Genomic DNA, 26,873 nt, shown 5'->3' with positions numbered 1-26,873 from the left:
CCGTGCTCAGACGCGGTTATTCACAGGGCTTAATCCACAGAAAACCGCTTGATAGGGAGAAATCCCAAGGGCGCGACTGCGCATCCGGTGTGCTGTCGTGAAGGAAATCGATCAAGAAGGGGTGAGGGGAGGGTATTGTGAGGAGCTGTAACAAAAGCTAATAATAGCCATTATCATTAAGCCATCGTCCCTCCTCTTTATGTCAATGCCATCTCACACCTCAGCAGTCGAGCGGATCTACGTGCAGCACCATTCGTGGCTGTATGGATGGTTAAAGGGAAAACTGCATGACGCCTGCGATGCGGCGGACGTGGCGCACGATACATTCGTGCGCATTCTGGGGTCCCGCGATGCGAGCCAGATCCGTGAACCCAAGGACTACCTGGTCACGGTGGCAAGGGGGCTGGTGATCGACCGTTATCGTCGCCGTGCCATTGAGGTGGCTTATCTGGAAACCCTGGCGGCGCGGCCCGAAGCCACGGCAATCAGTGAAGAAGACAAAGCGCTGATCATCGAAACCCTGATCGCTGTGGATAAAGCTCTGGCAGACCTCGGCGTACGGGCTCGGCGAATCTTCATGTTGTCGCAAATCGAAGGGCTGACTTATCAACAGATTGCGGAGCAGATGCAGGTGTCTCTGACCACGGTGAAGAAGCACATGATCCGCGCCCTGACCGAATGCTCGATGATCATGGCGGCGCTCTGATGTCCGCCGCTCCGGACCGTAAGGTTTTCGAGGCTGCCGCCACTTGGTACGTGCAGTTTCAGGCCGAACCGCCAACGGCTGCCCAACGACAGGCATGGCAGTATTGGATCGACAGCAGCCCTGCCCATCTGGCGGCCTGGAACCAGATGGAACAGGTCCAACGCCATCTCGGCGGATTACCCCGGGACCTGTCTCGACGCGCTCTGTCCCCGACTCAACAACGCCGCCAGGTGCTCAAACTGCTGCTGATCGTGGCCGGGACCGGCTATCTCGGCTGGAATGTTCAGCAGCACACCTCCCTGGGCAGTGTCTGGGCGGATTACCGGACCAGGGTGGGCCAGCGCCGCAAAATCGAACTGGCGGACGGCACGCGGATTCATCTCAATACCGGCACCGCCATCGATGTGCTGTTCGATGGCGAGCAACGATTGATACGGTTGCGCGAGGGGGAAATTCTGGTTCACACCGGCAAGCTCGGTGATCTGCGTCCGTTTTTCGTCGAAACCCGGGAAGGCCGGATAAGGGCCCTGGGCACGCGTTTCTCGGTTCGCCAGTTGTCCGGATCATCCCGAATCGGCGTGCTCGAAGACCGCGTCAGCGTGCAGCCGGGCGAGCAGCCCGAACATGCACGCGTGTTGCTGGCAGGCGAAGGCGCAGATTTCGACCGTCATGACGTCGGCACTGTTCACCCCTTTCGCTCGACTGAAACGGCCTGGATCAACGGCCAATTGATTGCCCTCGATGCGCAGCTTGGGCAGGTGATCAGTGAATTGGGCCGTTATCGCCCCGGGGTCTTGCACTGTGACCCGCTTGCGGCGCGCCTGCGTGTATCGGGAACCTTCCGGCTGGATTCAACGGATGCGGTGCTGGCCAACCTTCAGGCTTCGTTGCCGATCAATGTCAGTTATTTCACCCGTTACTGGGTGTCGATCAAACGGGTCGGTTGACTTGAATCCAGCCAGGCCAAAATAAAATGCTTCGGGGGGTTATCTTTTTTCTCCCTGTAACGGCCCTACAGGTAATCGCGGTTCAACGCGGCATTTGCCACCTTCAGGGCTTTCCTACTCATGCGACTTCCCCTCTTGCGTAAGTGTTTTACCCCCCATTGCATCGCCTGCGGTTTGCTGATGAGCAGCGCCGCCACGGGTGTCCTGATCGCGCCCCAGGTCATGGCCGCCGATGTGACGCAGCGTTACGCCATTGCCGCCGGCCCGCTGGACAAAGCCCTGAGTCAGTTTGCCTCCGTGGCCAATGTGATCCTTTCGTTCTCTCCCCAACAGACCGCCAGCCTGCGAACCCAGGGATTGTCCGGCAGTTACTCGGTGGAGCAGGGTTTTGCGATCCTGTTGCAAGGTTCCGGACTGCAAGCGGTGGCCGAAGCGCCCGGCAGCTACATCCTGCAATCAGTGCCCGATGCCGGGCCGTTGGTGCTTGGCACCACCAACATCAACGCTCAGCAGCCCAATGAAATGAACCTCGATTACGCGCAGGACACCGGTTACAAGGCGAACAACAGCCGGATCGGCACCAAAACCAGCACACCGCTGTCGGAAACGCCACGCTCGATATCGGTCGTCACTGCACAGCGTATGAAGGACCAGAAATCCCAGACCCTGACCGAGGTCCTGGGCTACGTGCCCGGAATCTTCGCCCCGCCATTTGCCGCGGGTGACAGCCTGGCCGGAGACCTGTTCTTCATCCGGGGTTTCAATGCGACAGACTATGGCTATGGTCTGCTGCGCGATGGCCTGCGTGTGCAAGGCAACCGATACGACACCACCACCGAGCCCTATGGCCTGGAGCGGGTTGAGGTCTTCCGCGGCCCCTCGTCGCTGCTCTACGGCGAAAATGCGCCCGGCGGGCTGGTCAACCTGGTGAGCAAGCGTCCGACCTCCGCTCCCCAGGGTGAGGTGCAGCTTGGATATGGTTCGAACAACCGGCGCCAGCTGGGCGTCGATGTCTCCGGGCCGTTGACCGACAACGACAACGTGCTCGGCCGGATCGTGATGCTGGGGCGCAATGCAGACACCCAGACCCGGCACGTGCCGGATGACCGTCTCTACATCGCCCCTTCCCTGACGCTGAATTTCGATGATTTCAACACGCTGACCCTGCTGGCCAATTACCAGAAGGACCATACCAACATGGAGCTCGGCCTGCCGGCGGCCGGCACCCTGTTGAAGAACCCCAATGGCAAGCTGTCCAAGGACACGATGCTGGGCGACCCGGACTGGAATACCTTTGAACGGGAAACCTGGAGCGCCGGTTACGAATACAGCCATAGCTTCAACGATGACTGGCAGTACCGGCAGAACTCGCGCTACATGCAGTCACGCATTACCCGTCATGAAACCTGGCCGGGCAACCTGAACAACGCCGGTTTCGGCACTCGCCTGAACATGACCGCTTATGATCGCTTCAACAAGGCGATGGTGTATTCGCTGGATAACCAGCTGGAAGGCAAATTCCAACTGGGTGAGCTGCAGAACACCGTGTTGTTCGGTGCCAGTTTTGATCGCACGTCGTTCAATCAGGACTGGGATGCCGGACTGGTCGGTCCCATTGATATCTACAACCCGGTTTACCTGGGGGATCCCCGGACCCCGATCGCCGTACAGAACACCCTGCTGGAACAGCAGATGAAAGGTGTTTATGCACAGATCCAGAGCAAATATGACCACTGGTTGTTCCTGCTGGGCGGGCGCCAGGACTGGGTCGACAGTGATTTCCGCGACAAGGTGGCCAGCGCCGGCAACATCAGCTCTCAGGACCGGAAGTTCACCTACCAGGGCGGCGTGATGTACCAGTTCGACAATGGACTGACCCCTTACGTCAGCTACTCCACGGCCTTCGTCCCGGTCCAGCAGATCTCCAATTCCGGACGGCCGCTGGACCCGATCACCAGCAGCCAATACGAAGTGGGCCTCAAGTACGAGCCCGTCGGTTGGGACACGGCGTTCACCGCGTCCGTGTATGACCTGCGCAAGCAGGACGACACCTATTTCGACGCCACCACTTCGACCTATCGTCAGGTGGGCGAAAGCCGTTCCAAAGGGGTGGAACTTGAACTCAACAGCAACCTGACGCCGAACCTGAATCTCACGGCGGCGTACACCTACACGGATGCGCGGATTACCAAGGACGCCGCCACCTCCCTGGTGAAGGATCACCAAATGACCGGCGTCCCGCGCAACCAGGCGTCGGTCTGGGCCAAGTATCGCTTCCTCGAAAGTCGCCTGAAAGGGCTCTACGTCGGCGGTGGCGTCCGCTACTTTGACAGTGCCTTCGCGTATACCGCACCAACCTTGTACGGAAAGCTCGATGCCGGCGATGTGACGTTGGTGGATGCAGCGATCGGCTACCAGATCGATCGCCACTGGAGTGTCGACCTGAATGCGAAAAACCTGTTCGACAAGGAATACGTATCAGGGTGTAACGATGCTGGCCGGTGCTACTGGGGCGAAGAGCGTAACCTTCTGGGCACGGTGTCCTACAACTGGTAGGGCGAAAGAGCGCTGTGGATAAGTTTTCCACAGCGCTCGCCGTTATTTACCGATGCAGAAACTGGAAAAGATTCTTCCGAGCAAGTCATCGGAGCTGAAGGCACCGGTGATTTCGCCCAGCGATTGCTGAGCCTGGCGCAGGTCCTCGGCCAGCAACTCTCCCGCCCCTGCCAACGTCAGTTGGGCACGACCGTGCTCGAGCGCATCACTGGCGTGACGCAGGGCCTCGAGGTGACGCCGGCGAGCACTGAAGCTGCTCTCCGACGTCTGCTCGTAGCCCATGCAGGCCTTGAGGTGTTCGCGCAGTAACTCCAGGCCCATCCCGGCAGACTTGGCACTGAGGCTGATCGTGACGTGGCCGTCTTCACTGACATCCAGGGCGATCGCTTCCCCGGTCAAATCGGCTTTGTTGCGGATCAGCGTGACTTTCGCCGGATCCGGACGGGTTTCGAGGAACTCCGGCCACAACGCGAAAGGATCCAGCGCTTCCGGCGCCGTGGCATCCACCACCAGCAGCACGCGATCGGCTTCACCAATGGCTTTCAGCGCGCGCTCGACACCGATCTTTTCCACATGGTCATCGGTATCGCGCAGACCGGCGGTATCGACCACGTGCAGTGGCATGCCATCGATGTGGATATGTTCACGCAGCACGTCCCGGGTCGTACCGGCGATTTCGGTGACGATGGCCGCCTCGCGGCCGGCCAGCGCGTTGAGCAAGCTCGATTTGCCGGCATTCGGCCGACCGGCGATCACCACGGTCATGCCATCGCGGAGCAAGGCGCCCTGCCCGGCTTCGCGCAGGACTGTGGATAACTCGTCGCGGACCTTGTCGAGCATGCTCAACACATGGCCATCGGCCAGAAAATCGATTTCCTCTTCCGGGAAATCGATCGCCGCCTCGACGTAGATGCGCAGGCCGATCAGTTGTTCGGTGAGGTGATGCACACGTGCCGAAAAAGCCCCCTGCAGCGAACGCAGCGCGTTGCGGGCAGCCTGTGCGGAGCTGGCCTCGATCAGGTCGGCGATGGCTTCGGCCTGGGCCAGGTCGAGCTTGTCGTTGAGGAACGCACGTTCGCTGAATTCCCCCGGCCGGGCCAGGCGGCAACCCAGTTGCAGGCTGCGCTGCAGCAGCATATCCAGAACGACTGGCCCGCCGTGCCCCTGCAATTCCAGTACGTCTTCGCCGGTAAACGAGTTCGGCCCCGGGAAATACAGCGCAATGCCCTGATCCAGAACCTCGTCGTTTTCACCGAGGAACGGTCCGTAGTGAGCGAAACGCGGCTTGAGTTCGCGGCCGCTGAAAGCCTTGGCCGCCACGCTGGCCAACGGCCCGGAAAGACGCACGATGCCGACACCGCCACGACCTTGAGCGGTGGCGACGGCGGCGATGGTTTCACGAGGAACGCTCATAAACCGGTATCCAGACAAAAGTGACAGATAGCAAAACGCCCCACTAGGGGGCGTTTTGAGTGGTTATCCACAGTGTAAATCAGGCAGCCGCTTTGGTAGCCGCTTCGATTTTACGTGTGATGTACCACTGTTGGGCGATCGACAGGCAGTTGTTCACTACCCAGTACAGCACCAGACCGGCCGGGAACCACAGGAAGAAGAAGGTGAAGATGATTGGCATCATTTTCATGACCTTGGCCTGCATCGGGTCCGGAGGTGTCGGGTTCAACTGCTGCTGGATGAACATGGTTGCACCCATGATGATCGGCAGGATGAAGAACGGATCCTTGATCGACAGGTCGGTAATCCACAGCATGAACGGCGCCTGACGCATTTCAACGCTTTCCAGCAGAACCCAGTACAACGAAAGGAATACCGGCATCTGCACGAGGATTGGCAAGCAACCACCCAGCGGATTGATCTTCTCTTTCTTGTACAGCTCCATCATGGCCTGCGACATTTTCTGCCGGTCGTCGCCATGCTGCTCTTTCAGGGCAGCCAGTTTCGGCGCGACGGCACGCATGCGGGCCATGGATTTGTAGCTGGCCGCCGACAGCGGGAAGAAGATCCCCTTGATCAGCATGGTCAGGAAGATAATCGACCAGCCCCAGTTACCCACAATCGCGTGGATGTGTTGCAGCAGCCAGAAGATCGGCTGGGCGATGAACCACAGAATGCCGTAGTCGACGGTCAGTTCCAGGCCTGGGGATAACTCTTTGAGGACCGCCTGGCTTTTCGGACCGGCGTAGAGGATGGCGCTGGTTTCAGCCTTGGCACCCGGAGCAACGGTCAGCGAAGGACCGGTGTAACCGATGATGTAGTTGCCTTTGCTGTCCTTGCGGGTCTGGACGACGTTGTTTTCGCCCTTCGCCGGGATCCACGCGGTCACGAAGTAGTGTTGCAACCAGGCAACCCAACCACCGCTGACGGTTTCTTTCAGCTGAGCCTTGTCCATGTCTTTCATCGACACTTTCTTGTACGGCTCGGAACTTGTCCACAGGGCGGCGCCCAGGTAAGTCGCGGTGCCGGTGGCAGTGCTGGAAGACGGATCGGAGCTGGCGTCACGCTTCAGCTGCGCGAACATCGCACCCGACCATGGCTGGGCGCTTTCGTTGTCGATCAGATACGTGACGGTGACGTCGTACAGGCCGCGTTTCAGGGTGAAACGCTTGATGTAGTTAACGCCGTCCTTGCTGAACTTCAGGTCCACGACCAATTGGTCCTGACCGTCAGCCAGTTGATAAACCTTCTTCTCCGACGAGTAAACCGGACGACCGGCAGGATTTGCGTCCGGGCCGTTGGTGCCGATCAGGCCGCTTTGAGCCAGGTAAGTCCGCTCGTTGCCGTTATCGAACAACTGGAACGGGATGTCCGGATGGTCCTGGCGACGTGGATACAGCGGCAGCGTCAACTGGGCAACATCGCCACCCTGTGGATCGATAGCCAGATTGAGCACATCCGTTTTGATCTGGATGAGATCCTTGCTGGCAGCCACTGGTGTTTCAGCGGGTGCACTGGTATCGCTTGCGGCGCGGGGAATGTCGTCACTGACAGAAGCATTATTGCCAGTGGCCGTATCCGGGAGGCCCGGTGCGGTCGTACTGGAAGCAACATTCTGAGTCGGCAGGGCAGCCTGGCCATAGTCCTGGTTCCATTTCAGAACCAAAACGTAGGACACGATTGCCAGGGCGACGATCAGGATCGTGCGTTTGATATCCATGATTACTCGGCCATCGAAGAAGAACGGGAGGTAGGGATAGGTGGAACCGGGTCATAACCACCGGGATTCCACGGATGACAGCGACCTAAACGACGAAAGGTCAGCCAGCCACCGCGCAGAAGGCCATGATTTTCGATGGCTTCCAACGCGTAGCAGGAACAACTGGGGTAGAAACGACAGTGACTGGCCATCAGGGGACTAATGGCGTAGCGATAAAACTGGATCGGAACGAGTGCCAGTTTACGCATCGGGACTGTCTACCCCTACAGTTTCGGTGTTGACTGCTGGTACTGGCTTGCTGCGTGCCAGACGCTTCCAGAGTTTGCCGAAATGCTGAATCAATTCGGGGTTTTCTACATCACCCAAACCTTTGCGCGCGACGATAACGATGTCCCAACCGACCAGGGAATCCTGATTCAGGCGGAACGATTCGCGCATCAGACGTTTGAGGCGATTGCGCTCAACAGAGAGCTTTACGCTCTTTTTCCCGATAACCAGCCCGAGACGGGGGTGATCAAGATCGTTGTTGCGCGCAAGGAGCAGGAGATTTTTCCCCGGAACCTTGCCGGTAGGGGAGTCAAAGACTGCCTTGAAATGCCGGGGTGTAAGCAGACGCTTTTCCCGACTGAAGTCCTGACTCACCTGCAGTGCCGGATTATCAAACTGCCAGACGCGCACGACCTTTGGCGCGACGACGCGACAGGACGGCACGACCGTTCTTGGTAGCCATGCGAGCACGGAAACCGTGGGTACGAGCGCGTTTGATAGTGCTTGGTTGGAAAGTACGTTTCATGTCGTGTTACCTGGTTCGTCCACAACGGGCCGGAATGGCCCCCGTTTTAAGAGACCGGGGATTCTAGAGAAAGCAAGCCTCTAGGTCAATTTCCAACCAGCGTTTCCTTATAAATAGATCTCCAGCGATTCCGCTCGCCTTCAACCCGGCGTAAATATAAAAATAAGAAAGGAAAGTATTTAAAGCTTTTCTGTAAAGCTTATAGAAGCTTAGGCGGCATTTATCTGTGGATAACTGGCACCAGGCCTTCTATGACGTGATGTACAGAGAATGACAACTACAGTGGAAAACCGTGTTCAGCCTGTGCCGCACTGTCGGATAAGCTGTGTGTGAAAGCGGTACTTATCCACAGGCTGGTTATCCACCGGGTTTTCCCTCGAGTTGTGCAACGATCTCAAGGGCGGTTATCCACAGTGCTTATGCACAGACCGCTGGTCGTCTTTTTTGCGTATAAAGCGTTGATTCTTCGTGTCCCGTGAACAACCTTCGTGTGGATAAGTCCGCGTCTGGTCGCTACAATGGCCGCTTGTTTTTGCCTCACCGGCTTTCAACTTAGGGGATATCCGTGTCAGTGGAACTTTGGCAGCAGTGCGTGGAGCTTTTGCGCGATGAGCTGCCTGCCCAACAATTCAACACTTGGATCCGTCCACTACAGGTCGAAGCCGAAGGCGACGAGTTGCGCGTCTATGCGCCGAATCGCTTTGTTCTCGACTGGGTCAATGAAAAGTACCTGGGCCGTGTCCTCGAGCTGCTGGATGAACACGGCAATGGCATGGCGCCTGCGCTTTCCTTATTAATAGGCAGCAAACGCAGTTCGGCTCCCCGTGCGGCACCGAATGCACCGCTGGCAGCCGCCGCGTCCCAGGCGCAGGCCGCGCAAGCGCCGTCCAGTGCTACGGCCCCCGTATCTGCCCCGGCAGCTACGCCAAAGCCAGCCACCCAGAATGTGGCGCACGTCGATGAAGAACCCTCGCGGGACAGCTTCGACCCAATGGCCGGCGCAAGTTCGCAACAGGCTCCGGTCCGGTCCGAACAGAGAACCGTGCAGGTTGAAGGTGCGCTCAAGCACACCAGCTACCTGAACCGCACGTTCACCTTCGAGAACTTCGTCGAGGGCAAGTCCAACCAACTGGCACGGGCAGCCGCCTGGCAGGTGGCCGATAACCCCAAGCATGGCTACAACCCGCTCTTCCTTTATGGCGGTGTCGGCCTGGGTAAAACCCACTTGATGCACGCGGTGGGTAATCACCTCCTGAAGAAGAACCCGAATGCCAAGGTCGTTTACCTGCACTCCGAGCGTTTCGTGGCTGACATGGTCAAGGCGCTGCAACTGAACGCCATCAACGAGTTCAAGCGCTTCTACCGTTCGGTGGATGCATTGCTGATCGATGACATTCAGTTCTTCGCCCGCAAGGAACGCTCCCAGGAAGAGTTCTTTCACACCTTCAATGCCCTTCTCGAAGGCGGCCAGCAGGTCATTCTGACCAGTGACCGCTACCCGAAAGAGATCGAGGGCCTGGAAGAGCGCCTGAAATCGCGCTTCGGCTGGGGTCTGACGGTGGCCGTCGAGCCGCCGGAGCTGGAAACCCGCGTCGCGATTCTGATGAAAAAGGCCGACCAGGCCAAAGTCGATCTGCCTCACGATGCGGCATTTTTCATCGCCCAGCGTATCCGTTCCAACGTCCGCGAGCTGGAGGGTGCGCTCAAACGCGTCATTGCCCACTCGCACTTCATGGGCCGCGACATCACCATCGAGCTGATTCGCGAATCCCTGAAAGACCTGTTGGCGTTGCAAGACAAGCTGGTCTCTGTGGATAACATTCAGCGCACCGTCGCCGAGTACTACAAGATCAAGATTTCCGACCTGCTGTCCAAGCGTCGCTCACGCTCGGTCGCACGTCCGCGTCAGGTTGCCATGGCGTTGTCCAAGGAGTTGACTAACCACAGCCTGCCGGAAATCGGCGATGTGTTTGGCGGCCGCGACCACACCACGGTTTTGCACGCCTGTCGCAAGATCAACGAGCTTAAGGAATCCGACGCGGACATCCGCGAGGACTACAAGAACCTGCTGCGTACACTGACCACTTGATGAACTCCAGCGCAGCTAATTAAGGCAAGGGACTAGACCATGCATTTCACCATTCAACGCGAAGCCCTGTTGAAACCCCTGCAACTGGTCGCAGGCGTCGTCGAGCGCCGCCAGACCTTGCCGGTGCTCTCCAACGTGCTGCTGGTTGTCGAAGGCCAGCAACTGTCGCTGACCGGTACCGACCTGGAAGTCGAGCTGGTCGGTCGTGTCGAACTCGAAGAGCCTGCTGATCCAGGCTCCATCACTGTGCCGGCGCGCAAGCTGATGGACATCTGCAAGAGCTTGCCGAACGACGCGCTGATCGACATCAAGGTTGATGAGCAGAAGCTGGTGGTCAAGGCTGGCCGTAGCCGCTTCACCCTGTCGACCCTGCCGGCCAACGACTTCCCGACGGTGGAAGAAGGTCCAGGCTCGTTGACCACCAGCCTGGAGCAGAGCAAGCTGCGCCGCTTGATCGAACGCACCAGCTTCGCGATGGCTCAGCAAGATGTGCGCTACTACCTCAATGGCATGTTGCTGGAAGTGTCCACCGACGTGATCCGCGCGGTAGCCACCGACGGCCACCGTCTGGCGATGTGCTCGATGCAGGCCGATATCGGTCAGCAGGAACGCCACCAGGTGATCGTGCCGCGCAAGGGTATCCTCGAGCTGGCGCGCCTTCTTACCGAACCGGATGGCATTGTCAGCATCGTGCTGGGCCAGCACCACATTCGCGCCACCACCAGCGAGTTCACCTTTACCTCGAAACTGGTAGACGGCAAGTTCCCGGATTACGAGCGTGTACTGCCCAAGGGTGGCGACAAGCTGGTACTGGGTGACCGCCAGGCACTGCGTGAAGCGTTCAGCCGTACCGCGATTCTGTCCAACGAAAAGTATCGCGGTATCCGCCTGCAACTGGCCAACGGTCAACTGAAAATCCAGGCCAACAACCCCGAGCAGGAAGAAGCGGAAGAAGAGGTTGGCGTTGAGTACAACGGCGGTAACCTGGAGATCGGTTTCAACGTTAGCTACTTGCTCGACGTATTGGGCGTGATGACCACCGAGCAGGTCCGCCTGATCCTGTCCGACTCCAACAGCAGTGCGCTGGTGCAAGAGTCCGACAACGATGACTCGGCCTACGTCGTCATGCCGATGCGTCTGTAATCAGCAGAAACTAGATGTCCTTAAGTCGCGTCTCGGTCACCGCGGTGCGCAATCTGCACCCGGTGACCTTCTCCCCCTCCCCCCGAATCAACATTCTTTACGGCGCCAACGGCAGCGGCAAAACCAGTGTTCTGGAAGCCATTCACCTGCTGGGGCTTGCCCGTTCATTTCGCAGCACCCGTCTGTTACCAGTGATCCAGTACGAGCAGCTGGCATGCACGGTGTTTGGCCAAGTCGAATTGGCCGAGGGTGGGCAGAGTGCGCTGGGGATTTCCCGGGATCGCCAAGGCGAATTCCAGATCCGCATTGACGGGCAGAATGCCCGCAGTGCCGCTCAGCTGGCAGAGATCCTGCCATTGCAGCTGATCAACCCGGACAGCTTCCGCTTGCTGGAAGGTGCGCCGAAGATTCGTCGACAGTTTCTCGACTGGGGTGTGTTCCACGTGGAACCGCGATTCATGTCGACCTGGCAACGCTTGCAGAAGGCCCTGCGTCAGAGAAACTCTTGGCTGCGACATGGTACACTTGACGCCGTTTCGCAAGCGGTTTGGGACAGGGAACTGTGCCAGGCCAGCGCTGAAATAGATGAATACCGCCGCGCCTATATCAAAGCCTTGAAACCAGTCTTTGAACAGACCTTGAGCGAATTGGTTGAGCTTGAGGGTTTGACGCTCAGCTATTACCGAGGCTGGGACAAAGACCGCGAGCTGAGTGCAGTGCTCTCCGGGTCCCTGCAGAGGGATCAGCAAATGGGTCACACCCAGGCCGGGCCACAGCGTGCTGATTTGCGCCTCAGATTGGGCGCGAACAACGCAGCGGACATATTGTCCCGCGGTCAGCAGAAGCTGGTGGTTTGTGCATTGCGGATTGCCCAGGGGCACCTGGTCAGCCAGGCCCGACGCGGACAGTGTATTTATCTGGTGGATGACTTGCCGTCCGAGCTGGACGAGCAGCACCGTCGCGCGCTTTGCCGCTTGTTGGAAGACTTACGCTGCCAGGTGTTCATCACCTGTGTAGATCACGAATTATTGAGGGACGGCTGGCAGACGGAAACGCCGGTCGCTCTGTTCCACGTGGAACAGGGCCGTATCACCCAGACCCACGACCATCGGGAGTGAAGGCATTGAGCGAAGAAAATACGTACGACTCATCGAGCATTAAAGTGCTGAAAGGCCTGGATGCCGTGCGCAAACGTCCCGGTATGTACATTGGTGACACTGACGATGGCAGCGGTCTTCACCACATGGTGTTCGAGGTGGTCGATAACTCGATCGACGAAGCTTTGGCCGGCCACTGTGACGACATCAGCATCATCATTCACCCGGATGAATCCATCACCGTTCGCGACAATGGTCGTGGCATCCCGGTAGACGTGCACAAAGAAGAAGGCGTATCGGCAGCCGAGGTCATCATGACCGTGCTGCACGCCGGCGGTAAGTTCGACGACAACTCCTACAAGGTCTCCGGCGGTCTGCACGGCGTAGGTGTGTCGGTCGTGAACGCCTTGTCCGAAGAACTGGTCCTGACCGTTCGCCGCAGCGGCAAGATCTGGGAACAGACCTACGTTCACGGTGTGCCACAGGCACCGATGGCCATCGTTGGCGACAGCGACACCACGGGCACCCAGATCCACTTCAAGGCTTCCAGCGAAACCTTCAAGAACATTCACTTCAGCTGGGACATCCTGGCCAAGCGAATCCGTGAGCTGTCCTTCCTCAACTCCGGTGTCGGCATCGTCCTCAAGGATGAGCGCTCGGGCAAGGAAGAGCTGTTCAAATACGAGGGCGGTTTGCGTGCGTTCGTTGAATACCTGAACACCAACAAGACTGCGGTCAACCAGGTGTTCCACTTCAACATCCAGCGTGAAGACGGCATCGGCGTGGAAATCGCCCTGCAGTGGAACGACAGCTTCAACGAGAACCTGTTGTGCTTCACCAACAACATCCCGCAGCGCGATGGCGGTACTCACCTGGTGGGTTTCCGTTCTGCCCTGACGCGTAACCTCAACACCTACATCGAAGCGGAAGGTCTGGCCAAGAAACACAAGGTCGCGACCACCGGTGACGATGCCCGTGAAGGCCTGACCGCGATCATCTCGGTGAAGGTGCCGGATCCGAAGTTCAGCTCCCAGACCAAAGACAAGCTGGTGTCTTCCGAAGTGAAGACCGCGGTCGAGCAGGAAATGGGCAAGTACTTCTCCGACTTCCTGTTGGAGAACCCGAACGAAGCCAAACTGGTCGTCGGCAAAATGATCGACGCAGCACGTGCCCGTGAAGCGGCACGTAAAGCACGCGAGATGACTCGCCGCAAAGGCGCGCTGGACATCGCTGGCCTGCCGGGCAAACTGGCCGACTGCCAGGAAAAGGACCCTGCCCTTTCCGAACTGTACCTGGTGGAAGGTGACTCTGCTGGCGGTTCCGCCAAGCAGGGTCGCAACCGCAGGACTCAGGCAATCCTGCCCCTCAAGGGCAAGATCCTGAACGTAGAGAAGGCGCGTTTCGACAAGATGATCTCTTCCCAGGAAGTGGGCACCTTGATCACTGCGCTGGGCTGCGGCATCGGTCGCGAAGAGTACAACATCGACAAGTTGCGTTATCACAACATCATCATCATGACCGATGCTGACGTCGACGGTTCGCACATCCGTACCCTGCTGCTGACTTTCTTCTTCCGTCAGTTGCCGGAGCTGATCGAGCGTGGCTATATCTACATCGCCCAGCCGCCGCTGTACAAGGTCAAGAAAGGCAAGCAGGAGCAATACATCAAAGACGACGACGCCATGGAAGAATACATGACGCAGTCGGCCCTGGAAGATGCGAGCCTGCACCTGAACGAAGACGCACCGGGCATCTCCGGCGAAGCGCTGGAACGTCTGGTGAACGACTTCCGCATGGTCATGAAGACCCTCAAGCGTCTGTCGCGCCTGTACCCGCAGGAGTTGACCGAGCACTTCATCTATCTGCCGGCCGTCAGCCTGGAAAAACTCGGCGATCACGCCGCGATGCAGGAGTGGCTGGCCCAGTACGAAGCGCGTCTGCGCCTGGTCGAGAAGTCTGGCCTGGTCTACAAGGCCAGCCTGCGTGAAGACCGCGAGCGTGGCGTGTGGCTGCCGGAAGTCGAACTGACCTCCCACGGCCTGTCGAGCTACGTCACCTTCAACCGCGACTTCTTCGGCAGCAATGACTACAAGACCGTCGTTTCGCTGGGGGCGCAGTTGAGCACCCTGTTGGATGAAGGGGCCTACGTCCAGCGTGGCGAGCGCAAGAAAGCCGTCACCGAGTTCAAGGAAGCCCTTGAATGGCTGATGACTGAAAGCACCAAGCGTCACACCATCCAGCGATACAAAGGTCTGGGCGAAATGAACCCGGATCAGCTGTGGGAAACCACCATGGACCCAAGCGTTCGCCGGATGCTCAAGGTGACCATCGAAGACGCCATTGGCGCGGATCAGATCTTCAACACCCTGATGGGTGATGCGGTCGAACCTCGTCGTGACTTCATTGAAAGCAATGCCTTGGCGGTGTCCAACCTGGACTTCTGATCAGCGGATCTGCCAAACAAAAAGCCAGCGCATTGCGCTGGCTTTTTTTTTCGGTTTTTTCGGCTCTCGGTGGCGACCAAAAAGCCCCAAAAAAACATGGTGTTGTCAGGAGAATAGATGTTATATATGTAACATAGATAAAGATAATGACATCGCAATAACAATACCTCGATCGGTGGCGCTGACATGTCGACAGAAAAGAACAGCTTTCTTCAGTTGCTCGAGCAGGAGTTCTCCAACCTGACCCCGACGGGCAAACGCATTGCCAGTTACCTGCTGGGTAATCCGGACCAGCTGCCGTTCGAGTCGGCCGACAGTATCGCGCAGCAGGCATCCACCACCGGGATTTCCGTGGGGCGCTTTTTCCGGTCGCTGGGCTATCAAAACATCGATGAGGTAAAACAGAGTTTGCGCGGCGAAGCGCCGGCGTCCTGGCTGATCACGGACCGTATCGGCGCCTTTCGCACCGAGAGCACTCGCGAAGACGCCCTCGACCGCTCCATGACTCGCGAGATCGAAGCCATCCGGCACGTTTATGCCCTGGCGCGCAGCAGTGTCTTCGACGATATCGTGCAGCGCATCTACGAAGCCGACGCGGTGTTCATTCTCGGTATTCAGTCGACCCGCGGGATTCTCACCGCATTTCACAGCCACCTTGAATACATCCGGCCCAAGGTCTACTACGTCGACGGCCTGTCCGGCATCTACGCCGAAACCCTGAACTCGGGTTTTGCCAATCCCTACGCCATCATTTCGGATTTCCGCGCCTATTCCAGTGTGACCCGGACGTTTTGCGACGCCGCCATCGATAACAACCTGCCCCTGGCCCTGATCACTGACCTGCAATGCCCATGGGCCCGTGACTACTCGCTGGACCTGCTGCAACTCAAGACCGATGTCGGACAGTTCTGGGACTCCCCTGCCCCGCTGGCCTGCCTGTTGAACCTGATGGTGTCGGCGGTCGCCGAGAAGTATGGCGACCGTCTCGATGAACGCCTGACCAAAAATCGTCAACTGCAAAAGGCTTTCGGCCAGTTCGAAGGCTAGCAATCCAACTGGAGTTTTTGCGTGAACAACAGCCCCCTTGTAGAGATTGATGCCGAGCGTTATCAGGTGCAAATCGATCTGATCTACGCCAGTGCCGACAATCTGGCTGGAAAGGTGATTTACCCGAGTGCCCGTTGCCTGCTGCATCGCCAGGCGGCCGATTGCCTGGGCAAGGCCAGTGAGCTGGCGCGGCTGGCCGGCTACACGCTGCGTATCTATGACGCCTACCGCCCGCCCTTCGCCCAGTTCCTGCTGTGGGAGGCATTGCCTGACGGTAATTACGTGCGCGATCCCCATTTGGGTTCCCACCATAGCCGTGGCGTGGCCGTGGACCTGACCCTGGTGGATGGGGACGGACAGCCGCTGGACATGGGCACCGCCTTCGACGCCATGGAAGAGAAGTCCCATCAGTTCTACCCCGACCTGCCCGTCAATGTGCAGCGCAATCGCCTCCTGTTGCTGGGAATCATGCTCGCTTCCGGGTTCCGCGCAATTCCCACCGAGTGGTGGCATTACGAGCTTCCGGAAGCCGATGACTACCCCTTGCTGGAAGACAACCAGACCACCTTTTCGAACAACTGAAACTGCAACACACCCCGAGAAACCACAGAGTTTCGGGAAAACGCAGCACAGCCCACGTTCAGTCGGCTGATAACAACAACGTCAGCGTTACCTGCTTCACCTGCAACTGCCCGGTTATAGCTTTTATAAAAAACCTGACCTACTTCCATACATCGAATGATCAAGGAAACCGGCATGACCCTAATCAACACCGTGACCAGCAAAACCTTTCCACGCGCCACCCGGCTCGCGCTTGGCTTACTGTGCAGCGCGATGAGCCTGGGCGCCTGGCAAGCCGCCTCTGCGGCAACAGCTCAGGACACTCTGGTCATCGGCAAGCCCGCCGACCCGCAAACACTCGATCCGGCGGTCACCTTCGATAACAACGACTGGACCATCACCTACCCGTCCTACCAGCGACTGGTGAGCTACAAGACCGACGGTGACAAGAGCAGCACTGAAGTGACAGGCGACCTGGCGGAAAGCTGGACCGTGTCCCCGGACAACCTGGTCTGGGAATTCAAGATCAAGCCCGGCAACAAGTTCGACGACGGCACCGCCGTGGATGCCGCCGCCGTGAAGTTTTCCTTCGATCGTCTGATGACCATGAAGCAGGGGCCATCCGGTGCGTTCCCGGAGGATATGGTGGTGGCGGTGATCGACCCGCAGACCATCCGTTTCACCCTGAAAACGCCGTTCGCCCCATTCCTGTTCACCCTGGCCCATAACGGCGCCTCGATCGTTAACCCGCTGGTGGCCAACAAGGGCGCTGAAACCAACGCCTGGCTGTCCAGCCACACTGCAGGCTCCGGCCCATTCCGCCTGACCAACTGGCAAAAGGGCCAGTCCATCACCATGGAGCCGAACCCTCATTTCGCCGGTCCCAAGCCTGCGTTCAAGACCGTGATCCTCAAGACCATTGCGGAGCCATCGGTGCGTCGCCTGCAACTGGAACGCGGGGACCTCGACATCATCGAGGACATGCCCGAAGACCAATTGGGCGCACTGGCCAGCAAGCCCGGTGTCGCGGTCAGGGATTTCCCCTCGCTGCGCGTCACGTACCTGTACCTGAACAACAAGAAGGGGCCTCTGACCGACGTCAATGCCCGCCGCGCGATCACTGAGGCGGTGGACTACAACGGCATCGTCAAGGGCATTCTCAAGGACAAGGCCAAGCTGCTGAACGGGCCGATCCCGGATGGCATGTGGGCCTACGACAGTTCGCTGCCGGTGATGAAGCAGGACCTGGCCGCCGCGAAGGCCAGCCTGGCCAAGGCTCCCCAGAAGATCACCAACCTGAACTACATGTACTCGGACAAGGACGCCAACTGGGAACCGATCGGTCTGACCCTGCAGGCGGCCCTGGCTCCCCTGGGCATCAACCTCAAGCTGGAGAAGACCGCCAACGCCACCCTGCGTGAACGCGTCGGCCAGGCAGACTACGACATCGCCGTGGGCACCTGGAGCCCGGACTTCGCTGACCCGTACATGTTCATGAACTTCTGGTTCGACTCCAAGATGCAGGGCCTGCAGGGCAACCGCTCGTTCTACAGCAACCCGGAAGTCGACAAGCTGATTCGTGAAGCGGCCGCTGTCAGCGACACTGCCAAACGCGTCGAGCTGTACCAGACAGCGCAGAAAAAGGTGCTCGACGACAGCGTCTATGCCTACCTCTATCAGAAGAGCTACACCCTGCCGATGCGTGATTCGGTCAAGGGCTACGTGTTCAACCCCATGCTCGAACAAGTGTTCAACCTGGGAAGCATGAGCAAGTAAACAGGCTCCTTCGCGCCAGCCCCGGTGGCTGGCGCGGCTTCTGATTTTCGTCGCGCGTGTAACTGAGGTGCCAGATGGCCTTCCTGACAATGTTGCGCAAGCGCCTGCTCGGCTTGATCCTGGTCGTGTTCGGTGTTTCGCTGATTACCTTTTCGATTTCCCACCTGATCCCGGGCGACCCTGCGCGATTGATCGCCGGCGACCGTGCCAGCGATGCCCTGGTGGCGGGCATCCGTCATCAACTGGGATTGGACCTGCCGCTGTATCAGCAATACGGCCGTTACCTGATGGACCTGTTGCACGGGGACCTGGGAACCTCGATCCGAACCAACCGCCCCGTTCTGGAGGACTTGCAGGCGTTCTTCCCGGCGACCCTTGAACTGGCGCTGGTGGCCTTGGCGTTGGCGATTCTCGTGGGTGTGCCGCTGGGCGTGTTGTCTGCGGTCTACCACAACCGACTGATCGATCAGATCGCCCGGACCCTGGCGGTCACTGGTATTTCCACGCCGGCCTTCTGGCTCGGCCTGGGTGCAATTGTGTTGTTCTACGGCCATCTGGGCTGGTTGCCTGGCGGTGGCCGGTTGTCCGAAGGGCTCTCGCCGCCCCCGACGATCAGCGGTTTTTACCTGATCGATTCGCTCTTGGCAGGGGATGTGCGACTGTTTCTCGATGCAGCCGAACACCTGATCCTTCCAGCCGCAACGCTGGGCTTCGTGACCCTGGGGGTTGTCGCCCGGCAGATCCGCTCGGCCATGCTGGATCAACTGGGTGAAGACTACATCCGCACCGCGCGCGCCTATGGGCTGTCCCGGTGGACCGTGATCCTGCGTCATGCCCTGCCCAACGCTCTCATCCCATCGGTCACCGTTCTCGGGCTGACCCTGGGGGACTTATTGTATGGCGCGGTACTGACCGAAACCGTGTTTGCCTGGCCCGGCATGGGTGCCTATGTGGTCAAGTCGATCCAGTCGCTGGATTTCCCGGCGGTGATGGGCTTCGCCATTCTGGTGTCGTTCATCTATGTGCTGTTGAACATGGCCATCGACCTTTTGTACCGCGTGATCGACCCACGCATTGGCGAGGTGAATTGAAATGTCCGTGACTCTGACGGCAGCGCGTCGCCCGCGCAGGGCTGAAAAACTGGCCTACCTGGCCTACCAGATCCGCCGCAGCCCGCTGACCATGGCGGGCCTGTTGATCACTTCCATCGTATTGCTGTGCATGATTTTCGCACCCTGGCTGGCCAGCCATGACCCGAATGCGCTGAACCTCGGCGAGCGCCTGGCCCCACCGTCCGCCGACCATTGGTTTGGCACTGACGAAGTGGGCCGCGACCTGTTCAGCCGGGTGCTGTTCGGTAGCCAGCAATCGGTGGGCGTCGGGCTGTTCGTGGCGTTTGCCTCCTGTTTCATCGGCGGCTTGCTGGGGTGCTTTTCGGGTGTGATCGGCGGGCGCTTCGATGCATTCGTCATGCGTCTGATGGACATCATGCTGTCGGTGCCGTCGCTGGTCCTGATCATGGCATTGGCGGCTGCACTGGGCGCGAGCCTGTTCAACGCCATGCTGGCGATTACCCTGGTGCGAATTCCATCCTACGTGCGACTGGCCCGTGGCCAGGCCTTGAGCATTCGACAGATGGGATACGTCAAGGCGGCCCAGACGTTCGGCGCCGGACGCTGGCATGTGGTGCACTGGCACGTGGCGCGCAACGCCATGCCGCCGTTGCTGGTGCAATTGAGCCTGGATATCGGCAGCGCGATCCTCATGGCCTCGGCCCTGGGATTCATTGGCCTCGGTGCCCAGCAACCCACCGCCGAGTGGGGCGCGATGGTCGCCACCGGGCGCAACTATATCCTCGATAACTGGTGGTACTCGACCTTTCCCGGCCTGGCGATTCTGATTACCGCCACCGGATTCAACCTGCTGGGCGATGGTGTCCGCGACCTGCTCGACCCGCGGCAACAGGGGAAATGATCATGCAGACTTCGAGTCCAGTACTGGCCATCGACAACCTGAGCCTGGAGTTCCCGGCTTACAAGAACAACGTGAAGGCACTGAACGGCGTGACGCTGCACGTCAATCCCGGCGAAATCGTCGGCGTGGTGGGCGAGTCCGGCTCGGGCAAGTCGGTCACGGCCATGCTCAGCATGCGCCTGCTGCCCGAGCGCAGCTATCGCATTACGGCGGGCAGCCTCAGCATGCTCGGCCGCGACATGCTCACCACCCCTGAAAAGGACCTGCTACAGATTCGCGGGCGCGATGCGGCGATGATCTTCCAGGAGCCGATGACGGCCCTGAACCCGACCCGGCGCATCGGTCGGCAAATGCTCGATGTGATCATCCATCACCAGAAGATCAGTGCGGAACAGGCGCGGATCAAGGCGATTGCCCTGCTACGCGACATGCACATCGCCAGCCCCGAGCACGTGTTGGAGAGCTACCCTTTCGAACTCTCCGGAGGCATGCGCCAACGGGTGATGATTGCGCTGGCGTTCTCCTGCGAACCCCAACTGCTGATCGCCGACGAGCCGACCACCGCCCTCGACGTGACCGTGCAACGCCAGGTGCTGTTGCTGTTGCGGGAAAAGGCCCGGCAACGCGGCACGGCCATTTTGCTCATCACCCATGACATGGCACTGGTGTCGCAATTCTGTGACCGGGTGTATGTCATGTACACCGGTGCGGTGGTCGAGGAAGGTCGCACCGTCGACGTGATGAACAATCCGCAGCACCCCTATACGCGCGGGCTGCTCAGTGGTCTCCCGGAAATGGTGGAGCCAGGCCAGCCGCTGCTGACCATTCCCGGGCAAGTTCCCAACCTCGCCTCCCTACCCGAGGGCTGCACGTTTCAGGAGCGTTGCTCATATGCCATGCCCGTCTGTGCCAGGCGCCCGACCCTCAATGCCATCAACGACCAACGTAAAAGCGCTTGCTGGTTGCCCGTCAAGGAGCTTTCGTGATGAACAGTGCCGTCCTTCAACGTACTACCCCAACGGCCCCGCCGATCCTTCAACTCAACGATGTTCGTGTGCGTTTTCCCGTCAGTAACGACTGGCTGGGTCGACCGCGAGGTTATGCCCACGCCCTCAATGGCATTGATCTGCAGGTACGGGCGGGCGAAACCCTGGGGATCGTGGGTGAGTCCGGCTGTGGAAAAAGCACCTTGGCGCAGCTGTTGATGGGCTTGATTGCACCCAGCAGCGGCGCTTTGAACTGGGCCAGTCGCCGCGATGACGAGGGTCGCAGCAACGTGCAGATCGTGTTCCAGGACCCTCAGTCTTCGCTCGATCCACGCCTGCCGATCTGGCGCATCATCACCGAGCCGCTGTACGCCCGGGGGCCTGTCGATCGTGCGCAGATGCGCGAACTGGCTGCCCGGGTCGCGTCCCAGGTCGGCATTCGTCCGGAATACCTGGACCGCTTTCCCCACCAGTTTTCCGGCGGCCAGCGTCAACGGATTGCCATTGCCCGGGCCCTTTCCTCCGACCCGGACATTATCGTCCTCGACGAACCCACCTCGGCGCTGGACATCTCGGTACAGGCGCAGATCCTCAACCTGCTTGCAGAGCTGCAACGTGCCCGCAACCTGACCTACATCCTGATCTCCCACAACGTTTCCGTCGTGCGTCATATGGCCGACCGGGTGGCGGTGATGTACCTGGGGCAGATCGTTGAGCTTGGCCATGCGGCTCAGGTGCTCGATCAGCCGCGCCATCCCTATACCCGCCTGTTACTCGAAGCGGTGCCGCGACTGGGCGTCGCGTTGCATGCAGAACAGGTGGCGGCGCCCACCGAATTGCCGGGTAACCGAAATCTGCCCACGGGCTGCTTCTTTCGAGAGCGCTGCAGTCTGTGCACGGTCGGTTGTGAAAATCCCCAGGCACTGCTGGGAGACGAAACACAGCGGGCGCGGTGTCATGTACTAGGTTGATGGTTGCGGCAAGTATTCGCGCATAAAAAAACCGGCTCGATGAGCCGGTTTTTTGACCTCCGGAAAAACCTATGCACATTTTTCCGGGTTTTATGAGTTTAAGAAATATATAGCTAAATCAAATACTTAAAAGAAAAATACGGCAGGTGTTAGCAAAACGGCACACAGGTTATCCACAGATGTTCACACGGCCACCCGGTCGCTGGCCGCCGGGGCTTGTGGCGCGGGTGGAAGCGATCCCATTTCCCGTTGCATCTGCTCGTTCCAGGCCTGTACGCGATCATTGAGCTCGGCAATGGCACGCGGCCCGCTTCCCTCGGCATGCATGGGCTTGCCGATGATCACGGTAATGACCCCTTGCTTCTTCGCCCAGCCGGTCTTTGGCCAGAACTTGCCGGCGTTGTGGGCGATGGGCAGCACGGGCAGTGCCGCGTTGACCGCCAGTGCGGTACCGCCACGGGAGAATTTGCCGATGGTGCCGTAGGGAACGCGGGTTCCTTCAGGGAAGATCAGCACCCAGACACCATCCTTGAGCAGTTCATCGCCTCGTTTCGCCACCTGCTTGAGCGCCGCTTTCGGGTTGTCCCGATCGATGGCGATCGGTCGCAACATGGCCATGGCCCAGCCGAAAAAGGGTACATACAGCAGCGAGCGCTTGAGCACCTGGCTCAACGGCTCGAAGTACGCCGAGATAAAGAAGGTTTCCCAGGTGCTCTGATGATTCGACTGGATCACGCAGGGCTGGTCCGGCACGTTCTCGGCGCCTTTGACTTCGTAACGGATGCCCAGGAACACCTTGCTCAACCACAGGGCGCATCGACACCAGTACACGTTGATAAAACGATAGCGCGCCTTGAATGGCAGGAACGGCGCGATAAAAAAGCTCAGGCTGCACCAGAGCAAGGAGCTGGTGCCCAGCAGCAGGTAAAAGAGGAAGATTCTGATGGCCTGCAGTATCGACATGGCGACGTTTACCGTGCGGGCTTTGCCCGTCTATATAAAGCGCACTCCCGATCAATCCCTGGTCAGGAACTCGAAAGCACTCTAATTGTGGATAAGTTGCGCGGCAACCGCCGCAAGATCGTCAAAAATCAGGGTGCCCACCGGCAGTGCCTTGGCTGACGTCTTCTCGCCTTTTCCGGTTTTCACCAGAACTGGCTGAGAATCGACGGCTTTGGCGGCCTCCAGGTCACCGAGACTGTCGCCGACGAACCATAGATTCGCCAGCGGCACGTCGTAATGTGCGGCGATGGTTTTCAACATCCCCGGTTTCGGCTTGCGACATTCGCAGCCTTCGTTCGGCCCGTGCGGGCAATAGACGATCAGCCCGACCTCGCCGCCCTGCTCCGCCACCAGCCCGCGCAAGCGCTCGTGCATGGCGTCGAGGGTGGCGAGGTCGTAATAGCCGCGAGCGATGCCCGACTGGTTGGTAGCGACCGCTACCGTCCAGCCGGCCTTGCTCAACTGCGCGATGGCTTCGATCGAGCCGGGCAGAGGGATCCACTCTGCCACCGACTTGATGTAAGCGTCGGAGTCGTGGTTGATCACCCCGTCCCGATCGAGAATCAGCAGCTTCAACGGCAACCCCTCAACCCAGCAGCGAAATGTCGGCGACGCCGAGGAACAGCCCGCGCAGACGCGACAGCAACGCATAACGGTTGGCGCGCACATTGGCGTCATCCGCGTTGACCATAACGGCTTCGAAGAAGGCATCCACCGGTTCGCGCAACGCGGCCAGGCGCGCCAGCGATTCACTGTACTGGCGGGCAGCGGCCATCGGCTGCACGGCCTGGTCAGCCTGCTGGATCGCCGAATACAGCGAGAACTCGTTGGCGTTGTCGAAGTACTTGGCTTCCACGACGGTCGGCACGGAGCCCTCCACCTTGCTCAGCAGGTTCGACACACGCTTGTTCACCGCCGCCAGGGCTGCCGCTTCCGGCAATTTGCGGAAGGCCTGAACCGCTTGCACACGTTGGTCGAAGTCCAGCGCCGAACCCGGCTTCAGGGCGCGAACCGACAGGTAGGTCGCCACGTCGACACCTTCGTCTTCGTAGCGCGCACGCAGGCGGTCGAAGATGAACTCCAGCACCGCGTCGTTCAGGCCGGCAACCTTGACCTTGGCACCAAACGCATTGACGGCGAATGCCACCGCGTCGTTCAGGTCCAGATCCAGTTGTTTCTCGATCAGGATGCGCAGCACGCCCAGCGCGGCACGGCGCAACGCATACGGGTCCTTGCTGCCGGTGGGCAGCATGCCGATACCGAAGATGCCCACGAGGGTGTCGAGCTTGTCGGCGATGGCCACGGCCGCACCGGTCAGGGTCGTCGGCAATTCAGCGCCGGCACCGCGCGGCATGTATTGCTCGTTCAGTGCCAGGGCGACGTCTTGCGGCTCGCCATCGTTGACGGCGTAGTAGTAGCCGGCAACGCCCTGCATTTCCGGGAACTCGCCGACCATCTCGGTCGCCAGGTCGCACTTGGACAGCAGGCCGGCGCGCGCCGCCCAGGATGCATTGCCGCCAATACGCGCCGCAATGTAGGCGGCGAGTTTGGAAACGCGCTCGGCCTTGTCATAGACGCTGCCGAGTTTTTCCTGGAATACCACGTTCTGCAGGCGCTGGTTGAAGTCTTCGAGTTTCTGCTTCTTGTCCTGCTTGAAGAAGAACTCGGCGTCGGTCAGGCGTGGGCGTACCACTTTCTCGTTACCGGCGATGATCTGCTGCGGGTCCTTGCTTTCGATGTTGGCCACGGTAATGAAACGTGGCAGCAGCTTGCCGTCGGCATCCAGCAGGCAGAAGTACTTCTGGTTGTCCTGCATGGTGGTGATCAACGCTTCCTGCGGCACGTCGAGGAAGCGTTCCTCGAACGAGCACACCAGCGGCACCGGCCATTCCACCAGTGCGGTCACTTCGTCGAGCAGCGCCGGTGGCACGATGGCAGTGCCTTCCTGACGAGTGGCCAGCTCTTCGGTGCGCTTGCTGATGATCTCGCGGCGCTCGTTGGCGTCGGCCAGCACGTAGGCGGCACGCAGGTCGGCCAGGTAGCTGGACGGCGAACCGATGCGCACTTTTTCCGGGTGGTGGAAGCGGTGGCCACGGGAATCGCGACCGGCCTTCTGGGCCAGGAGGGTGCAGTCGATGACCTGGTCACCGAGCAGCATGACCAGCCACTGGGTCGGACGCACGAACTCTTCCTTGCGCGCGCCCCAGCGCATGCGCTTCGGGATCGGCAGGTCGTTCAGGGAATCCTCGACGATGGTCGGCAGCAGGCTGGCGGTCGGCTTGCCGGCGATGTTCTGGCTGTAGCGCAGTTTCGGACCGCTCTGGTCGATTTCGCTCAGATCGACCCCGCACTTCTTGGCAAAGCCGAGGGCGGCCTGGGTCGGGTTGCCGTCGGCATCGAACGCGGCCTGGCGTGGCGGGCCGTCGAGGTTGATGCTGCGATCCGGTTGCTGGGTGGCCAGCGAGGTGATCAGCACGGCCAGGCGACGTGGCGCGGCGTAGACGGTCTTGGTCTCGTAGTTCAGGCCAGCGCTTTGCAGGCCCTTGTCGATACCGGCCAGGAACGCTTCGGCCAAGGTGTTCAGGGCTTTGGGTGGCAGTTCTTCGGTGCCCAGTTCAACCAGGAAATCTTGAGCACTCATTGTGCAGCCTCCAGCTTGGCCAGTACTTCGTCACGCAGGTCCGGGGTCGCCATCGGGAAGCCCAGCTTGGCACGCGCCAGCAGGTAGGCTTGCGCAACGGAACGCGCCAGGGTGCGTACGCGCAGGATGTATTGCTGACGCGCGGTCACCGAGATCGCTCGGCGCGCATCCAGCAGGTTGAAGGTATGGGAAGCCTTCAACACCATTTCGTAGCTCGGCAATGGCAGCGGCTGGTCGAGTTCGATCAGGCGCTTGGCTTCGCTTTCGTAGAAATCGAACAGCTCGAACAGCTTTTCGACGTTGGCATGTTCGAAGTTGTAGGTGGACTGTTCCACTTCGTTCTGGTGGAACACGTCGCCGTAGGTCACCTTGCCAAACGGGCCGTCAGCCCAGACCAGGTCGTAGACCGAGTCCACGCCTTGCAGGTACATGGCCAGGCGCTCCAGGCCGTAGGTGATCTCGCCGGTCACCGGGTAGCATTCGATGCCGCCCGCTTGCTGGAAGTAAGTGAACTGCGTCACCTCCATGCCGTTGAGCCAGACTTCCCAGCCCAGGCCCCAGGCGCCCAGGGTCGGCGATTCCCAGTTGTCTTCGACGAAGCGGATGTCGTGGACCAGCGGGTCCAGGCCGACATGCTTGAGGGAGCCCAGGTACAGCTCCTGGAAATTGTCCGGGTTTGGCTTCAGAACCACCTGGAACTGGTAGTAGTGCTGCAGGCGGTTCGGGTTTTCGCCGTAGCGGCCGTCAGTCGGGCGGCGACTGGGCTGCACATAAGCGGCGTTCCAGGTTTCCGGGCCGATGGCGCGCAGAAACGTGGCGGTGTGGAAAGTCCCGGCGCCTACTTCCATATCGTAGGGCTGAAGTACCACGCAACCTTGCTCGGCCCAGTATTGCTGGAGCGCGAGGATCAAGTCTTGGAAGGTACGCACGGCTGGCGTAGGCTGGCTCACGAAATTCACCTGTTTCTT

At 59.6% G+C, this 26,873-nt stretch carries 23 protein-coding genes; 14 read left to right on the top strand and 9 right to left on the bottom strand.

Features of this window, described 5'->3' with window-relative positions:
* Window positions 1-199 precede the first annotated feature (199 nt).
* The 3 genes from ACM6IM_RS21490 to ACM6IM_RS21480 all read left to right on the top strand — a co-directional run bounded on the left by ACM6IM_RS21490 (window position 200) and on the right by ACM6IM_RS21480 (window position 4,209).
* Window positions 200-706 (top strand): sigma-70 family RNA polymerase sigma factor, encoded by a 507-nt coding sequence (locus tag ACM6IM_RS21490; RefSeq protein ID WP_414866261.1) that lies wholly within the window; start codon window positions 200-202, stop codon window positions 704-706.
* Window positions 706-1,653 (top strand): FecR domain-containing protein, encoded by a 948-nt coding sequence (locus ACM6IM_RS21485; RefSeq protein ID WP_414866260.1) that lies wholly within the window; start codon window positions 706-708, stop codon window positions 1,651-1,653. The genes ACM6IM_RS21490 and ACM6IM_RS21485 overlap by 1 nt, the downstream gene beginning before the upstream one ends.
* Window positions 1,654-1,773: 120 nt before the next feature.
* On the top strand, window positions 1,774-4,209 hold the full coding sequence (locus ACM6IM_RS21480; protein WP_414866259.1) for a TonB-dependent siderophore receptor: 2,436 nt from the start codon (window positions 1,774-1,776) through the stop codon (window positions 4,207-4,209).
* 42 nt (window positions 4,210-4,251) lie between these two features.
* On the opposite strand, the gene mnmE is transcribed toward ACM6IM_RS21480, so the two are convergent.
* The 5 genes from mnmE to rpmH all read right to left on the bottom strand — a co-directional run bounded on the left by mnmE (window position 4,252) and on the right by rpmH (window position 8,174).
* Window positions 4,252-5,622: a tRNA uridine-5-carboxymethylaminomethyl(34) synthesis GTPase MnmE gene (gene mnmE, locus ACM6IM_RS21475; protein ID WP_414866258.1), complete on the bottom strand. Its 1,371-nt coding sequence runs from the start codon at window positions 5,620-5,622 to the stop codon at window positions 4,252-4,254.
* 79 nt (window positions 5,623-5,701) lie between these two features.
* Window positions 5,702-7,381 (bottom strand): membrane protein insertase YidC, encoded by a 1,680-nt coding sequence (gene yidC, locus ACM6IM_RS21470; protein ID WP_192307246.1) that lies wholly within the window; start codon window positions 7,379-7,381, stop codon window positions 5,702-5,704.
* Between the two features lie 2 nt (window positions 7,382-7,383).
* Complete coding sequence (gene yidD / locus ACM6IM_RS21465) at window positions 7,384-7,629, bottom strand: membrane protein insertion efficiency factor YidD (RefSeq protein ID WP_010207715.1); 246 nt, start codon at window positions 7,627-7,629, stop codon at window positions 7,384-7,386.
* Window positions 7,622-8,023, bottom strand: coding sequence for a ribonuclease P protein component (gene rnpA / locus ACM6IM_RS21460; protein WP_003187205.1), 402 nt, complete (start codon window positions 8,021-8,023; stop codon window positions 7,622-7,624). The genes yidD and rnpA overlap by 8 nt, the downstream gene beginning before the upstream one ends.
* A gap of 16 nt (window positions 8,024-8,039) precedes the next feature.
* Window positions 8,040-8,174, bottom strand: a complete 135-nt coding sequence (rpmH, locus tag ACM6IM_RS21455; RefSeq protein WP_003213577.1) for a 50S ribosomal protein L34 — start codon at window positions 8,172-8,174, stop codon at window positions 8,040-8,042.
* Between the two features lie 565 nt (window positions 8,175-8,739).
* On the opposite strand from rpmH, the gene dnaA reads away from it, so the two are divergent.
* The 11 genes from dnaA (at window position 8,740) to ACM6IM_RS21400 (ending at window position 22,262) form a co-directional block, all read left to right on the top strand.
* Complete coding sequence (gene dnaA, locus ACM6IM_RS21450) at window positions 8,740-10,263, top strand: chromosomal replication initiator protein DnaA (RefSeq protein ID WP_414866257.1); 1,524 nt, start codon at window positions 8,740-8,742, stop codon at window positions 10,261-10,263.
* A 39-nt stretch (window positions 10,264-10,302) separates the two neighbouring features.
* On the top strand, window positions 10,303-11,406 hold the full coding sequence (dnaN, locus tag ACM6IM_RS21445; protein ID WP_192307249.1) for a DNA polymerase III subunit beta: 1,104 nt from the start codon (window positions 10,303-10,305) through the stop codon (window positions 11,404-11,406).
* 14 nt (window positions 11,407-11,420) lie between these two features.
* A complete protein-coding gene (gene recF, locus ACM6IM_RS21440) occupies window positions 11,421-12,524 on the top strand; it encodes a DNA replication/repair protein RecF (RefSeq protein WP_192307250.1) in 1,104 nt (367 codons plus the stop codon).
* Between the two features lie 5 nt (window positions 12,525-12,529).
* Entirely contained in the window at window positions 12,530-14,947 is a 2,418-nt protein-coding gene (gene gyrB / locus ACM6IM_RS21435; RefSeq protein WP_414866256.1) for a DNA topoisomerase (ATP-hydrolyzing) subunit B, read from the top strand.
* A gap of 186 nt (window positions 14,948-15,133) precedes the next feature.
* A complete protein-coding gene (locus ACM6IM_RS21430) occupies window positions 15,134-15,994 on the top strand; it encodes a MurR/RpiR family transcriptional regulator (protein ID WP_192307252.1) in 861 nt (286 codons plus the stop codon).
* Between the two features lie 21 nt (window positions 15,995-16,015).
* Window positions 16,016-16,576 carry a D-alanyl-D-alanine dipeptidase gene (gene ddpX, locus ACM6IM_RS21425; protein ID WP_201191268.1) on the top strand — a complete coding sequence of 187 codons (561 nt, stop codon included), beginning with the start codon at window positions 16,016-16,018 and terminating at the stop codon, window positions 16,574-16,576.
* Window positions 16,577-16,750: 174 nt separating this feature from the next.
* Complete coding sequence (locus ACM6IM_RS21420) at window positions 16,751-18,331, top strand: ABC transporter substrate-binding protein (protein WP_192307254.1); 1,581 nt, start codon at window positions 16,751-16,753, stop codon at window positions 18,329-18,331.
* Window positions 18,332-18,405: 74 nt separating this feature from the next.
* Complete coding sequence (locus ACM6IM_RS21415) at window positions 18,406-19,422, top strand: ABC transporter permease (protein WP_192307255.1); 1,017 nt, start codon at window positions 18,406-18,408, stop codon at window positions 19,420-19,422.
* A 1-nt stretch (window position 19,423) separates the two neighbouring features.
* On the top strand, window positions 19,424-20,305 hold the full coding sequence (ddpC, locus tag ACM6IM_RS21410) for a D,D-dipeptide ABC transporter permease (RefSeq protein ID WP_192307256.1): 882 nt from the start codon (window positions 19,424-19,426) through the stop codon (window positions 20,303-20,305).
* Between the two features lie 2 nt (window positions 20,306-20,307).
* Window positions 20,308-21,291 (top strand): ABC transporter ATP-binding protein, encoded by a 984-nt coding sequence (locus tag ACM6IM_RS21405; protein ID WP_192307257.1) that lies wholly within the window; start codon window positions 20,308-20,310, stop codon window positions 21,289-21,291.
* Window positions 21,291-22,262, top strand: a complete 972-nt coding sequence (locus ACM6IM_RS21400; protein ID WP_414866255.1) for an oligopeptide/dipeptide ABC transporter ATP-binding protein — start codon at window positions 21,291-21,293, stop codon at window positions 22,260-22,262. The genes ACM6IM_RS21405 and ACM6IM_RS21400 overlap by 1 nt, the downstream gene beginning before the upstream one ends.
* Window positions 22,263-22,445: 183 nt before the next feature.
* Here ACM6IM_RS21400 and ACM6IM_RS21395 read toward each other — a convergent pair whose 3' ends face one another.
* The 4 genes from ACM6IM_RS21395 to glyQ all read right to left on the bottom strand — a co-directional run bounded on the left by ACM6IM_RS21395 (window position 22,446) and on the right by glyQ (window position 26,855).
* Window positions 22,446-23,225 carry a lysophospholipid acyltransferase family protein gene (locus ACM6IM_RS21395; RefSeq protein ID WP_414866254.1) on the bottom strand — a complete coding sequence of 260 codons (780 nt, stop codon included), beginning with the start codon at window positions 23,223-23,225 and terminating at the stop codon, window positions 22,446-22,448.
* Window positions 23,226-23,306: 81 nt separating this feature from the next.
* The gene (gene gmhB, locus ACM6IM_RS21390) at window positions 23,307-23,846 is read right to left on the bottom strand and encodes a D-glycero-beta-D-manno-heptose 1,7-bisphosphate 7-phosphatase (protein WP_414866253.1); all 540 of its coding nucleotides are present in this window, start codon (window positions 23,844-23,846) and stop codon (window positions 23,307-23,309) included.
* A gap of 4 nt (window positions 23,847-23,850) precedes the next feature.
* A complete protein-coding gene (glyS, locus tag ACM6IM_RS21385; RefSeq protein ID WP_414866252.1) occupies window positions 23,851-25,905 on the bottom strand; it encodes a glycine--tRNA ligase subunit beta in 2,055 nt (684 codons plus the stop codon).
* Window positions 25,902-26,855 (bottom strand): glycine--tRNA ligase subunit alpha, encoded by a 954-nt coding sequence (gene glyQ, locus ACM6IM_RS21380; protein ID WP_003213601.1) that lies wholly within the window; start codon window positions 26,853-26,855, stop codon window positions 25,902-25,904. Before glyQ ends, glyS begins: the two co-directional genes overlap by 4 nt.
* Window positions 26,856-26,873 lie beyond the last annotated feature (18 nt).

Source organism: Pseudomonas sp. IT-P12, assembly GCF_949767465.1.
GTDB lineage: Bacteria > Pseudomonadota > Gammaproteobacteria > Pseudomonadales > Pseudomonadaceae > Aquipseudomonas.
This window is presented reverse-complemented; position numbering and strand designations above follow the sequence as displayed.

Excerpts from the sequence above, each read along its gene's own strand:
- ddpC (WP_192307256.1), top strand. The coding sequence starts at position 19,424 with ATGTCCGTGACTCTGACGGCAGCGCGTCGCCCGCGCAGGGCTGAAAAA.
- ACM6IM_RS21395 (WP_414866254.1), bottom strand. The coding sequence starts at position 23,225 with ATGTCGATACTGCAGGCCATCAGAATCTTCCTCTTTTACCTGCTGCTG.
- glyS (WP_414866252.1), bottom strand. The coding sequence starts at position 25,905 with ATGAGTGCTCAAGATTTCCTGGTTGAACTGGGCACCGAAGAACTGCCA.
- ACM6IM_RS21480 (WP_414866259.1), top strand. The coding sequence starts at position 1,774 with ATGCGACTTCCCCTCTTGCGTAAGTGTTTTACCCCCCATTGCATCGCC.
- rpmH (WP_003213577.1), bottom strand. The coding sequence starts at position 8,174 with ATGAAACGTACTTTCCAACCAAGCACTATCAAACGCGCTCGTACCCAC.
- ACM6IM_RS21400 (WP_414866255.1), top strand. The coding sequence starts at position 21,291 with ATGAACAGTGCCGTCCTTCAACGTACTACCCCAACGGCCCCGCCGATC.
- ACM6IM_RS21430 (WP_192307252.1), top strand. The coding sequence starts at position 15,134 with ATGTCGACAGAAAAGAACAGCTTTCTTCAGTTGCTCGAGCAGGAGTTC.
- ACM6IM_RS21420 (WP_192307254.1), top strand. The coding sequence starts at position 16,751 with ATGACCCTAATCAACACCGTGACCAGCAAAACCTTTCCACGCGCCACC.
- yidD (WP_010207715.1), bottom strand. The coding sequence starts at position 7,629 with ATGCGTAAACTGGCACTCGTTCCGATCCAGTTTTATCGCTACGCCATT.
- ACM6IM_RS21415 (WP_192307255.1), top strand. The coding sequence starts at position 18,406 with ATGGCCTTCCTGACAATGTTGCGCAAGCGCCTGCTCGGCTTGATCCTG.
- ACM6IM_RS21485 (WP_414866260.1), top strand. The coding sequence starts at position 706 with ATGTCCGCCGCTCCGGACCGTAAGGTTTTCGAGGCTGCCGCCACTTGG.
- dnaN (WP_192307249.1), top strand. The coding sequence starts at position 10,303 with ATGCATTTCACCATTCAACGCGAAGCCCTGTTGAAACCCCTGCAACTG.
- yidC (WP_192307246.1), bottom strand. The coding sequence starts at position 7,381 with ATGGATATCAAACGCACGATCCTGATCGTCGCCCTGGCAATCGTGTCC.
- mnmE (WP_414866258.1), bottom strand. The coding sequence starts at position 5,622 with ATGAGCGTTCCTCGTGAAACCATCGCCGCCGTCGCCACCGCTCAAGGT.
- recF (WP_192307250.1), top strand. The coding sequence starts at position 11,421 with ATGTCCTTAAGTCGCGTCTCGGTCACCGCGGTGCGCAATCTGCACCCG.
- ACM6IM_RS21405 (WP_192307257.1), top strand. The coding sequence starts at position 20,308 with ATGCAGACTTCGAGTCCAGTACTGGCCATCGACAACCTGAGCCTGGAG.
- ACM6IM_RS21490 (WP_414866261.1), top strand. The coding sequence starts at position 200 with ATGTCAATGCCATCTCACACCTCAGCAGTCGAGCGGATCTACGTGCAG.